Consider the following 12472-nt stretch of genomic DNA (forward strand, 5'->3'; position numbering starts at 1 on the left):
TCAGGCTCAGTAAGACGGAATGGTTACGGGTTGCTTATTGTCATTGACCATCGCCTGCAGCTTGCCGGCGGCGAAACTGCCCGAAGGCGGCAGGGCAAAGCGCATTTGCGAACCCGGCAGCACATAGCCCAGCAGCCCGTTGTTGAGCGGCTTGCCCTGGATGCTGACCTGCGACAGGCGGGCGTGCACGATGCCGTCGTTGCGCACGTCGAGCCAGCGCTGGCTGTTTTGCTGCAGCAGCCGGTAGCTGAGCTTAGGCTGGTTGGCGGTGGCATAGTCGCGCGGGTGTTCGAAGTCTTGCTTGGTCCAGACGCCTTTGCCGCTGACGAACAGCGGCACCGAATAACGCATCTGGAATTTCAGCCCCATCTGCGCACCCTTGTCGGGCGCCGCGCCGTCTTTATCCTTGATGGGCACTTCGTCAACCAGTATCCGGTAAGCCCGTTCTTGCCCGGCGGCGACCGGGGTCTGCTTGATCAGGCGAATCAGCTGGCGTTTGCCGGGGAGAATGGTGGCGACCGGCGGGCTGGCGACCACTTCGCTCTGGTTGCGGTAGTCGTCCTTACCGCCGGTTTGTTGCCAGCCGAGCACGCGGATCTGCATATAGACCGGTTTGCTGTCGCGGTTTTCCAGCCACAGGGCCGTCGCCTGCTGGTTGTCTTCAATCGCCGGATCGATAGGCCAAATCAGAATGGAGGCGGCGGCGAAGGCCTGCGGTTGACCGGCTAACAGCAATCCTGCCAGCAGGGGCAGGCGGAGCAGAGTACTACGCATAATGTGATCCTTTTTAAAAGCTCAATAACTCACCGTCACTAAGACCGTATCGTTGTAGGTGCCGCTGGTGGGCAAGGTGCTGCTCGCCATTAAACTGGCGTAGATTTTTATTTCTTGCGTACTGCCGGTGGAGGAGACGGTTTGGACGGCGCCGCCGTTGCCGCCGTCGCCCCACAAAACGGCGTAGTTGGCATCCTGGTAGAGCTGGTAAACCAGCGTTTCCGAGGTCACCGAGTTCAACAGTTTTCGCCCGCCGGCGATGGAGCCGGTGACGTTATTGCCGACGTTCAGCCCCAGGGTGACGCTGAGCCCGGGATTGCAGCGGATCAAAATGGAGCCGGCGCCGGCGCTAGAGACGATTTTTATCGGGCTGCTCAAGGACGCCACCTGGCCGAAGCTCATGCTGCCGAACGAGGTAACGTTGGTGACGCCGCTGCCGAGTACGCAGCCTTTGATGATCGAAGCATTGACCGTGAAGCCCTGGCTGACGGTGTCGGCACGGGTCGTCGGGGCGCCGATCAGCGCCGCCAGCAGCAGGGTGCGCAGCGTTCCGTTAATCACCAATTTATCGTCACCTGCACCGTATCCGTATAGTTGCCCGTCGCCGGCGTCGTTTGTACCGGGATCATGCCGTACACCGGCAGCCAGACGCTTTGGCCAGTGGCGGTCTGGGTGACGCCGGTGACGTTATCCCAGACGGTGGCGTAGCTGGCGCTGGTATACAGGTTGTAGTTCACGCGGGCGCCCGCCGCGCTTTGCAGATAGCGTGCGGCGGTATTGCCGCTCTGTCCGCCGCTGAGCAGCACCGTGTAACTGGTGCCGTTGTTGCAGTTGATCTGCAGTGCGCCGGCGTTCGCCTGGCCGGTCACCTTTATCGCCGTATTGAGGAAATAGACCGTGCCGAAGTTAAAGGTGCCGAATGTGGTGTTGCCGCCGCTGGTGGTGCCGGCGACGCAGGACTTGACCAAGGTGGCGCTGACGCCCACCGTCGCGGTGCTGACGTCGGCGCGGCAAACGCCCGCCAACGACAGCAGCATGCAGGTGACGGCCAGGCGCGTCATGTTTACCAGGTGACGGTCATGGTGACGGTATCGCTGTACGCACCGGCCGCCGGGGTGGTGCCTGCCGCAGGTACCAGGCCGTAGACGATCAGCGGCACCGCCGAACCGGTGCCGGTGCCGGTCAGCACGCCGGTGGTGCTGTTCCACGGCACGGCGTGGGCGCTGTCCTGGTAGAGGTTATAGCTGATATAGGCCGGTACGCTGCTGGCCATGCGCCGCTGGCTGCCGGTCGCGTTGAGGCCGTTGTCCAGTGCCACGGTGTAGTTGGTGCCGGTGGTGCAGTTCAGCCCCAGCGTGCCGGTGCCGCCGCTGCCGGTGGCGCTGGCGGTGATGACGTTAGCCAGTGAGGAGTAGGTGCCGAAGCTGATGGAGCCGAAGCTGTTGGTGGTGCCGGAGCTGGTGCCGCCGGTGACCACGCAGCCGGCGCCGATGGTCAGGGTGACGCCCAGCGTGCCCTGAATGGTGCCCGCCGCGTAGGAGGTGCCAGAGGCGCACAGCAGAAGCGCTGCCGAGGTTAATGCCGCCAGAGTCTTTTTCATCGTGGTTCCTTGCCGTAGTAGAGAAGCCTGCCAAAAAGCCCGAAAAATGAGTCAAATGCATTAATCTATTTACAGATTAATTAATAGAATAAGAACGTGAGAATGTCGCGCTAAAAGATTAAAAACTTTATTTATTTTTAATCGCTGTCGCAGGTTCGCTGCGGCGGCCGTGTCACCGGGCATGAACACTAAGGGGGGAATGATAAGGTGGGTGGGAATATTATTACTTAATGAATAACGGAGCGCACTGACGGCGCTCCGTTGACGATGAAACTCACCAGGTGACGGTCATGGTGACGGTATCGCTGTAGACGCCGGCCGCCGGAGTCGTTCCCGCGGCAGGCACCAGGCCGTAAACGATCAGCGGCACCGCCGATCCGGTACCGGTGCCGGTCAGCGTGCCGGTGGTGCTGTTCCACGGCAGGGCGTGGGCGCTGTCCTGATAAAGGTTGTAGCTGATGTAGGCCGGCACGCTGCTGGCCATGCGCCGTTGGCTGCCGGAGGCGTTGAGGCCGTTGTCCAGCGCTACGGTATAGTTGGTGCCGGTGGTGCAGTTCAGCCCCAGCGTGCCGGTGCCGCCGCTGCCGGTGGCACTGGCGGTGATGACGTTGGCCAGCGAGGAGTAAGTCCCGAAGCTGATCGAACCAAAGTCGTTGGTGGTGCCGGAACTGTTGCCGCCGGTGACCACACAGCCGGCGCCGATGGTGATCGTCACGCCCAGCGTGCCCTGAATGGTGCCCGCTGCGTTGGCTGTGCCACTGATGCACAGCAGAGGTGCTACCGAGGTCAAAACCATCAGAGTTTTATTCATCATGATTCCTTGCCGTGTCAGAGAAAGCCCGCAAAAACGCCACCCAGAGCTGAGTTGAACGCATTAATTTACTTACATTTAAATTAATAGGATAAGAACGCGAAATTGTCTTGATCAAAGGCTAAAAACTTTTTTCTTTTCCGGCGGGGAAATACGGGCGGGGAGGCGGAATAGTGCAAATTGGAAATGATTAGAATAATAATGAATGGCGATAGGAATATTATTAGCATTATTTTGGCGCCGGGGAAGGCGGTTCCCCGGCACCGGACGATTACAGGTGAAAATCCAGCGCGCCGTCGCGCACCAGCTCGCGCGGCAGGTTGTTCTTGATGCGGCTGCCGATGCGCTTGGCGATGCCCAGCGGCTGGCCCTGGTAGGTGACGATGCATTCATCGCCGGCCGGCGGCTGCTCCGGGTAGAGATCGCGGCCGTGATACCACTCTTGCGCCAGCGCGGCGTCCAGCTCGAAATGCGTTTTGCCGCCGGTGCCGGCCAGCGCGATCGCCGCCTCGTGCTGCCAGCGGAAACCTTTCGGGAAACGTTCCGCCAGCTTGAGGCCGATACGTGAGAAGCGCACTTTACCGAACAGCGGTTCCAGCTCGGCCGGGAACAGCCAGAGCTCCTTGTCGCGCTCCCACAGCCGGCTGTCATCGCCCCAGGTTAAGCCGGATGCGGCGGCGGCTTGGGCGACCAGCGCCGCCTCTTTGCCGGACAGCGGGCTGAACGGGAATTTACCCACCTTGTAGGTCGGCTTCGCCAACGGCGCCACGGCGCGCTGTTTGCGCAGGCGGGCGACGAAAAAGCCTTCGCTGTCGTAAATCTGCGGGAAGACGTGCAGGAAGCCTTCGGCAGTCAGCGCCTTGTCGGCGCCGGGGAACAGCGCACCCAGCGGCTCGACGCTGACCGCGTCGCCGTAGGTGTCCAGCAGCCAGCGCACCACCTGCTGGTTTTCCTGCGCATTGAGCGTGCAGGTGGAGTAAACCATCACGCCGCCCGGCGCCAGCGCATGAAACGCGCTGTCGATCAGTTCGCGTTGGGTGGCGGCGATTTCGGCCACGCTCTGTGGCGACCAGTTGCTCATGGCGTCCGGATCCTTGCGCACCACGCCTTCGCCGGAGCAGGGGGCATCGAGCAGAATGGCGTCGAAGCTCTCCGGCAGCGCGGCGCCGAACACCCTGCCGTCGAAGTGGGTCAGCGCGGCGTTCTTCACGCCGCAGCGGCTGATATTGGCGTGCAGCACTTTTACCCGGCTGGCGGAGTATTCGTTGGCGACGATGCCGCCCTGATTGCCCATTAACGCGGCGATTTGGGTGGTTTTGGAGCCTGGTGCCGCCGCCACGTCCAGCACCCGATTCGGCACTGCGCCGCCCGCGAACAGCGCGCTGACCGGCAGCATTGAACTGGCCTCCTGAATGTAGAACAGGCCGCTCAGGTGTTCGGCAGCGCTGCCCAGACGCAGTTCTTCATCGTCGCGCTCGATCCAGAACCCTTCCGCGCACCAGGGGATGGGCTCCAGTCGCCAGTCGTAATCCTGCACCAGCGCCAGGAAGTCGGCGACGCTGATTTTCAGCGTGTTGACGCGCAGGCTGCGGCGCAGCGGGCGCTGGCAGGCGGCGATAAAATCGTCCATTGCCAGCTCGGCGGGCATGATGGCGCGGGTGGCGTCAAGGAAAGCGGGGGGCAGAAAAACGGCGGTGGATTTGGCCACGGGGCGAACTCTCAGGGTGCAATAAAGACAAGGGCGAGAGTTTATCACAAAGCGGAAAAAAACAGGGCCCGACAATGCCGGGCCCTGAGGAAAATGCGAAATTTAATCGCGCGGAATGGCGGTGCCCCAGGTTTTCCAGTCCTTCGGCTCTTCCGGATTCAGCAGGAAGTGTTTGTTCGGCGTCGCTTTCGGCGCCAGCGGAATGGTCGGCGGCGTGGCGAAGGCGATACCGCCGCGGATGAACTGCTGGAAGGTGCCGCTCTTGATCACGCCGCCGGTCAGGCCGAACTGCAGGTTGTACCCCGAAGCCAGCCAGAACACGCTGTTGTTGCGCACCAGATGCTGATACTTCTTGCTGATGCGCAGCGCGACATGCACCCGGTCTGACATGGCGCCAAGGTAGAAGCCGGTGATGGTGCCGACCTCCACGCCGCGGAACAGCACCGGCGTGCCGATTTGCAGCGAGCCGGTTTCGGCGGCGTCGAGCACCACGCTCAGGCCGTCGAGATAGCGCGAGTCGGTGATGCTGGCCTGCTGCAGTTCGAAGGTGCGCAGCTCGCGGCCTCGCCCCGGCTCCACGTTGATATAAGGCTGGAGCAGGGTATCGAGGTTGCTGACGCCGGCGGCGGAGATCTCCGGCGAGACGATCGAGAAGCGGCTGCCCAGACGCGCGAAGGTCTGCACGTATTCCGGATACAGCACCGCTTTGGCCAACACTTCGTTGCGCTCCGGCGCCAGCTGCAGCGACTCCACCTGGCCGACGTCGATGCCGAGGTAGCGCAGCGGCATGCCCGCCGACAGCTTGCTGGCGTCGTAGGTTTTCAACGTGATTTGGCTGCCCACCGCGCGAGCGGCGGTTTCGCTGGCGTACAGCACGCGGTTGGCGCCCTTGTTGAGCGTCACGCCCTGCAGGTTGTCGAAGCTGATGGCGCCTTTCAGCGCACGGTTAAGCGGCGAAGCCTGCACCGTCAGCCCGCTGCCGTTGAGCTGCACCTTGGCGCCGCCTTCGGCCCAGAAGATGCTTTCACGGGTCAGCAGCTTGCGGTATTCCGGGCTGATGTAGACGTCCACCTCAAACTCGTTGGCCTTTGGCCGCACGTTGACGATTTCGCCCACCTGGAATTTGCGATACAGCACCACCGAGCCGGCCTGCACGTCCGGCAGGCTGGTGGCGCTGAGGGTCAGGGTGGTGGCCGGGGCGTTGCCGACGATGCCTTCCTCGGCTTTCTCACTGTTGGCGTACAGCGGGTATTGGCCGCCCGGTTCCCCCTTGCTGCCGGGAATAATGCGCACGCCGCCGTCTACCCACTCCTGGGCGCTGGCGCCGAGCACTTCCATGCCGTCGATGCCCAGCTTGACGTCGAGGCGGCTGTTGACCACGAATTTGCTGTCTTTGTGCAGCAGGCCGCGATATTGGGCGTCGATGGCGGCGGTGAACACCACGCCGCTGGCGGTCAGGGTGCGGCTCAGGATCTGGCCGACTTTCACGCCGTGCACCACCAACGGCTGCCCCACGTCGATGCCGTAGCTTTGCGGCGCATTCAGCGTGACGGTCAGCACGCCGGGCTGTTGCAACAGCGTCTCGCTGCTGTCCAGCACGTTGAAGCGCTGCTGCGGCTCGCCTTCACCCGGCACCAACTCCAGCGTGGTGCCGGTCAGCAGTTGGCTGAGCTTGGCGTCGTTGAGGCTGATGCGCGGGCTGCGCATCACGATGCGGGTGCCGCTGCGCATCAGATCGACCACCGAAGGATCGATGGTCAGTTCACCGACCACTTTGCTGTCCTGCTGCAACGTCAGCTTGGTCAGGGTGCCGACCTGCAGCCCTTGGTACATCAGCGGCGTGCGGTTTTCACTCAGGTTGTTGCCGCTCGGCAGATCCAGCAGGATATTGACGCCGCGCTGGCTGTGGGCCAGATCGGGATACAGGGCATAGCTCTGGTCACCCTTGGCCTGCTGGCCATCGGCCGGCGAATCGAAGGCGATGGCGCCGTTGACCAGCGCCGCCAGGCTCTCCATCTGTACCGTCGCGCCGGACAGGCTGAAATCGCCCTTGAAGCCGGAGACGTTCCAGAAGCGGCTGTTGTTTTTCACCAGATGGGCGAAGCGGCGGTCGATAAGTACGTCGATGGTCACGCCCTTATTGCCTTCGCTGATGGTGTAGTCGTACACCTTGCCGACCGGGATTTTACGGTAGTAGACCAGCGAGCCGCTGTTGAGCGAGCCCAGATCGTCGGCGTGCAGATGGATCATCAGCTCGCCGGTGTTCAGGCGGTATTTCGGCTGGGTATCGAGCGCGGCGAAGTGGGTTTGCGCCTTGCCGCTGCCGGGCATCATGCCGATATAGTTGCCGCCGACCAGCGCATCGAGCCCGGAGACCCCGGCCAGCGAAGCCTTGGGGGTCACCAGCCAAAACTGGGTGCCTTCGCGCAGCGAGTCTTCCAGATCGCTTTTGATGCTGGCTTCCACCACGATGCTGCGCAGATCTTTGCTCAGGCTGATCTTCTGCACCGTGCCGACGTCAACGCCCTGGTAGCGCACCGGCGTGCGGCCGGCGACGATGCCCGCCGCCGATTGGAAGTCGATGGTGACGGTGGTGCCGCGTTCCTGGAAATTGTTATAGACCAGCCACCCGGCGATCAGCAGGGCGATGAACGGCAGTAACCAGAACGGTGAAATGCGGCGTTTGTTCTTGACCCGCGCTTCAGTCGGTGTAGTCGGCGTTTCCTGTTGCATGTGCATCCCAAATCAATCGGCTATCCAGCCACTCAACGGCAAGAATAGTCAAAATGACCGCCGAGCCAAAGTAAAACGCGGCCGGTCCCATAGTAAAAGATAACAGCTGGTCGCGGTTTACCAGCGACATCATCAAGGCGATAACGAACAGATCCAGCATTGACCAGCGGCCGATCCAGGTGACCAGGCGCAGCAGACGAATGCGCGTCTTCAGGCTGTGCGAGGTTTTGAAGTGAATGCTGAACAGCAGCGTGATCAGCACGATCACCTTGGTAAAGGGCACCAGCACGCTGGCGATGAACACGATGGCGGCGATCGGCACGTTGCCGGAGGTGGCCAGCGAGACCACGCCGGAGAAGATGGTGTCTTCGAGCCGTGCGCCGTTGGCGTAAATGATGGAAATCGGCAGCAGGTTGGCCGGTATCAGCAGGATCATCGCCGCGATCAGCGCCGCCCAGGTTTTCTGCAGGCTGTAGGGCTGGCGGTGGCACATCGGCACGTGGCAGCGCGGGCAGCGGCCGCGCGCGTCGGGGTAGCCGGTATAGTGGCAGGACAGGCAAATATGCAGCGCCGCCGGTGGGCCTTCCGGCTGCTCCTGCGGGTAGTAACGCTCCCACAGCTGCTCCAGGTTGGCGTGGATCAGCGTCAGGATGCTGAGCAGGGTGAGCGACAGGTAGGCGATCAGCGCGCTGCCCGCCTGGATGTCGGCATAATCCTGCACCTTGATCGCCGCCACCGTCATGCCGATCAGATAGATGTCCAGCATCACCCACTCTTTCAGCCGCTCCAACATCAGCAGCACCGGGCGCAGGTTCATGCCGAGCGCGTGGCCGAAGCGCAGATACAGCAGCGACAGCGCCAGCGTCAGCGGGGCGCCGAGGGTACAGAACGCCACCATGCTGGCGGTAAGCGGATCGCCCTGACGGCTCATCTGCCAGATGCCCTCCAGCAAACTGGCGTCGATGCGCGTGCCGAGCAGGCGGATGCTGATCAGCGGTTCGGTGAAGGCGAACGGCATCAGCAGCAGCATGGCGATCGCCATGGCGGTCAGGCGCGTCATCGACCAGTCGCGGCCGCTCACCACCTTGGCGTTGCAGCGCGGGCAATAGGCGGCCTGATTGCCGCTGAGCGGCGGCAGCACGAACAGCAGGTCGCACTCGCAGCAGCGCTGGTGGCGCGCTTTGGAAAGGGGGGCGGTGATCGCGTGTATTTTCATCTTTGACAAGTAGCTGCCCTTGAGCCCGCCGGAACTGTCAGCGTAGCTGAAAAATAAACCGGCCGCGTCACCGGCGATCGGGCGCCGGACGGTAAAACGAGGTAAACCGGGATTCTGAGCGGCAAACATACCCCGAGCGGCAGGGTTTTGTGAAGCAACAGATGATTAACCTTGTGGCTATACGCATTTAATGCTTATTTTATAGGGCCTAAGCTTTGGGCTTCTGGCCATCTTCACTGTTTCAATGGTTATCACATGACAAAAGAACAATTCTACGCGGAATTAAAACGTGACCTGAGCGCGTTGCTCGGCGGGGAGACCAACTTTATCGCGGCGCTGTCCAACGCCAGCGCGTTGATCAACGAGCGTCTGGATGACGTGAACTGGGTCGGTTTCTATCTGATGGATGGCGACCAGCTGGTGCTGGGGCCGTTCCAGGGCAAGATCGCCTGCGTGCGCATCCCGGTGGGCAAGGGCGTGTGCGGTACGGCGGTGGCGGAAAATCGCGTGCAGCGCGTCGGCGACGTGCATGCGTTCCCGGGCCATATCGCCTGCGATGCGGCCAGCAATGCGGAAATCGTGCTGCCGCTGGCGGTTGGCGGCCGAGCGATCGGCGTTTTGGATATCGACAGCACGGTTTATCAACGCTTCGACGAACAGGATGAAGCGGGCCTGAAAGCAGTGGTGGCGGGGCTTTGTGAGCAACTGGAACAGTGTGACAGTGCGAAATATGTGACTGTAGCGGCAAGTTGATCGACGGTTAACGTGGCAATTACCGATGGCGTCATTATAATGACGCCTGTTCATGCCTGTGGCTTGTTGGCAATACCGTTGTAATCAGGAAATTTCATGGAAAATCAACCTAAGTTGAACTCTAGTAAAGAAGTCATTGCTTTTCTTGCCGAGCGTTTTCCGCTCTGCTTTAGCGCCGAAGGCGAAGCTCGTCCGCTGAAAATCGGTATTTTTCAGGATTTGGTAGAGCGCGTGCAGGGGGAAGAGAATCTCAGCAAAACGCAATTGCGTTCTGCCCTGCGCCTGTACACCTCAAGCTGGCGTTACCTGTACGGCGTCAAAGTTGGCGCGCAGCGCGTCGACCTGGACGGCAATCCGTGCGGTGAACTGGAGCAGCAGCATGTCGATCATGCTCGCCAGCAGCTTGAAGAAGCCAAAGCGCGCGTTCAGGCACAGCGTGCCGAACAAAACGCCAAAAAACGTGAAGCCGCCGGTGAATCTGCCGATGCCGCGCCACGCCGTCCGCGCCCAGCCGGTAAAAAGCCTGCTGCACGTCGCGAAGGCGGAGCCGCGCCGGAAAACCGCAAGCCGCGCCCACAAACTCGCCCACAGCCAGCTCGTCAACCTCGTGCAGCAAAAGAGGAAAACCAGCCGCGTTATGCGCCAGTCACGGATATCTCTAAACTGCAAATTGGCCAGGAAATCAAAGTCAGAGCAGGCAAGAGCGCGATGGATGCTACCGTACTTGAAATCGCTAAAGATGGCGTACGTGTGCAGCTCTCTTCCGGTCTGGCGATGATTGTGCGCGCAGAACACTTGCAGTTCTGATACGGAGGCCAACCAAGGCATGAACAAATTCGTCAGATTAACAGCGATTGCAGGGCTGCTGTGGGCGGGTGTCAGTTACGGCGCGGAAACAGCCAACATCCGCATCGGCCAACTGCCCCAACTGCAACAGGAACCCCAGCACGCTACGGTGAGTGAGCGCGTGACCTCGCGCTTCACTCGCTCTCATTACCGCCAGTTCGCCCTCGACGCGGAGTTTTCAGGCAAGATCTTCGATCGCTACCTGAACATGCTGGACTACAACCATAACGTGTTGCTGGCCTCCGACGTGGCGCAGTTCGCCGGCAAACGCAATCAGGTTGGCGAAGAGCTAAAAACCGGCAAGCTGGATACCTTCTACGCGCTGTTCAATCTGGCGCAGAAACGCCGTTTCGAGCGTTACACCTATGCGTTGTCGCTGCTGGACAAGCCGATGAACTTCACCGGCAACGGCACTATCGATCTCGACCGCAGCAAAGCGCCGTGGCCGAAAGACAAGGCCGAGCTGGATAGCCTGTGGGATGCGAAAGTCACCTATGACGAGCTGAACCTCAAGCTGACCGGCAAGACCGACAAAGAAATCCGCGACACGCTGACCAAGCGTTATCAGTTCGCCATCAAGCGCCTGACGCAAAGCAACAGCGAAGACGTCTTCCAGCTGGCGATGAATGCCTTTGCGCATGAAATCGACCCGCACACCAACTATCTGTCTCCGCGCAACACCGAGCAGTTCAACACCGAGATGAGCCTGTCGCTGGAAGGCATCGGTGCGGTGCTGCAGATGGATGACGACTACACCCTGATCAACTCGATGGTGCCGGGCGGCCCGGCGGCGAAGAGCAAGGCGATCACCGTGGGCGATCGCATCGTCGGCGTCGGCCAGGCCGGCAAACCGATGGTGGACGTGATCGGCTGGCGCCTGGACGACGTGGTGTCATTGATCAAAGGGCCGAAAGGCAGCAAGGTGCGCCTGGAGATCCTGCCGGCCGGCAAGGGCACCAAAACCCGCGTGGTCACCCTGACCCGCGAGCGCATCCGCCTGGAAGACCGCGCGGTGAAAATGACCATCAAGACCGTCGGCAAAGAGAAGGTGGCGGTGTTCGACATCCCAGGCTTCTACGTCGGTCTGACCGATGACGTGAAAGTGCAGCTGCAGAAGATGGCCAAGCAGAACGTCAAGAGCGTGATCATCGATCTGCGCACCAACGGCGGCGGCGCGCTGACCGAAGCGGTGTCGCTGTCCGGCCTGTTCATTCCGAGCGGCCCGGTGGTGCAGGTGCGCGACAACAACGGTAAAGTGCGTGAAGACGCCGACACCGATGGCGTGACCTACTACAAAGGCCCGCTGGTGGTGCTGGTCGATCGCTTCAGCGCCTCCGCCTCCGAGATCTTCGCGGCGGCGATGCAGGATTACGGCCGCGCGCTGATCGTCGGCGAACCGACCTTCGGTAAAGGTACCGTGCAGCAGTACCGTTCGCTGAACCGCATCTACGATCAGATGCTGCGCCCTGAGTGGCCGGCGCTGGGGTCGGTGCAGTACACCATTCAGAAGTTCTACCGCGTCAACGGCGGCAGCACCCAGCGCAAAGGGGTGACCCCGGACATTCTGATGCCGACCGGCGTCGATCCGGCGGAAACCGGCGAAGCGTTTGAAGACAACGCCATGCCGTGGGACAGCATCAATGCGGCGACCTACAGCAAGACCGGCGATATGGCGCCGTTCGAGCCGGAGCTGCTGAAAGATCATCAGCAGCGCATCGCGCAGAATCCGGAGTTCCAGTACATCGCGCAGGATATCGCGCATTACAAGGCGCTGAAGGATAAACGCAACATCGTGTCCCTCAATCTGGCCGTGCGCGAGAAAGAGAACCACGATGACGATGCGACCCGTCTGAAACGCATCAACGAACGTCTGGAACGTGCGGGCAAGAAGCCGCTGAAATCGCTCGACGATCTGCCGAAGGATTACCAGGAACCGGATCCATACCTGGATGAAACCGTGCATATCGCGCTGGACCTGGCTCATCTGGAAAAAGATCAGCCCGCTCAGCAGCCAACGCCGGCCAAATAAGG

At 61.2% G+C, this 12472-nt stretch carries 11 protein-coding genes; 3 read left to right on the forward strand and 8 right to left on the reverse strand.

Annotated elements, in window-relative coordinates:
- Positions 1-6: 6 nt before the first annotated feature.
- The 8 genes from QOL81_RS15760 to yebS all read right to left on the reverse strand — a co-directional run bounded on the left by QOL81_RS15760 (position 7) and on the right by yebS (position 8842).
- Positions 7-774 carry a fimbrial biogenesis chaperone gene (locus tag QOL81_RS15760; protein WP_049201714.1) on the reverse strand — a complete coding sequence of 256 codons (768 nt, stop codon included), beginning with the start codon at positions 772-774 and terminating at the stop codon, positions 7-9.
- A gap of 21 nt (positions 775-795) precedes the next feature.
- A complete protein-coding gene (locus QOL81_RS15765; protein ID WP_154632680.1) occupies positions 796-1338 on the reverse strand; it encodes a Csu type fimbrial protein in 543 nt (180 codons plus the stop codon).
- A complete protein-coding gene (locus tag QOL81_RS15770) occupies positions 1332-1835 on the reverse strand; it encodes a Csu type fimbrial protein (RefSeq protein WP_038877669.1) in 504 nt (167 codons plus the stop codon). Before QOL81_RS15770 ends, QOL81_RS15765 begins: the two co-directional genes overlap by 7 nt.
- A gap of 2 nt (positions 1836-1837) precedes the next feature.
- A complete protein-coding gene (locus tag QOL81_RS15775) occupies positions 1838-2374 on the reverse strand; it encodes a Csu type fimbrial protein (RefSeq protein ID WP_060440090.1) in 537 nt (178 codons plus the stop codon).
- Between the two features lie 274 nt (positions 2375-2648).
- On the reverse strand, positions 2649-3185 hold the full coding sequence (locus QOL81_RS15780; protein WP_060419268.1) for a Csu type fimbrial protein: 537 nt from the start codon (positions 3183-3185) through the stop codon (positions 2649-2651).
- A 271-nt stretch (positions 3186-3456) separates the two neighbouring features.
- Positions 3457-4893: a 16S rRNA (cytosine(1407)-C(5))-methyltransferase RsmF gene (rsmF, locus tag QOL81_RS15785; RefSeq protein WP_169318365.1), complete on the reverse strand. Its 1437-nt coding sequence runs from the start codon at positions 4891-4893 to the stop codon at positions 3457-3459.
- A 102-nt stretch (positions 4894-4995) separates the two neighbouring features.
- Positions 4996-7626: a PqiB family protein gene (locus QOL81_RS15790; protein ID WP_087763559.1), complete on the reverse strand. Its 2631-nt coding sequence runs from the start codon at positions 7624-7626 to the stop codon at positions 4996-4998.
- Positions 7595-8842 (reverse strand): membrane integrity lipid transport subunit YebS, encoded by a 1248-nt coding sequence (gene yebS, locus QOL81_RS15795; protein ID WP_283439955.1) that lies wholly within the window; start codon positions 8840-8842, stop codon positions 7595-7597. The genes QOL81_RS15790 and yebS overlap by 32 nt, the downstream gene beginning before the upstream one ends.
- A gap of 255 nt (positions 8843-9097) precedes the next feature.
- Here yebS and msrC point away from each other — a divergent pair, with 255 nt between their 5' ends.
- The 3 genes from msrC (at position 9098) to prc (ending at position 12470) form a co-directional block, all read left to right on the forward strand.
- Positions 9098-9595, forward strand: coding sequence for a free L-methionine (R)-S-oxide reductase MsrC (gene msrC / locus QOL81_RS15800; protein WP_126180031.1), 498 nt, complete (start codon positions 9098-9100; stop codon positions 9593-9595).
- A gap of 96 nt (positions 9596-9691) precedes the next feature.
- Positions 9692-10402 carry an RNA chaperone ProQ gene (proQ, locus tag QOL81_RS15805; RefSeq protein ID WP_033638287.1) on the forward strand — a complete coding sequence of 237 codons (711 nt, stop codon included), beginning with the start codon at positions 9692-9694 and terminating at the stop codon, positions 10400-10402.
- A gap of 19 nt (positions 10403-10421) precedes the next feature.
- On the forward strand, positions 10422-12470 hold the full coding sequence (gene prc, locus QOL81_RS15810) for a carboxy terminal-processing peptidase (RefSeq protein ID WP_033642845.1): 2049 nt from the start codon (positions 10422-10424) through the stop codon (positions 12468-12470).
- Positions 12471-12472: the final 2 nt, after the last annotated feature.

The sequence above is a fragment of the Serratia sp. CC22-02 genome, assembly GCF_900182895.1.
Classification (GTDB): Bacteria; Pseudomonadota; Gammaproteobacteria; order Enterobacterales; family Enterobacteriaceae; genus Serratia; species Serratia nevei.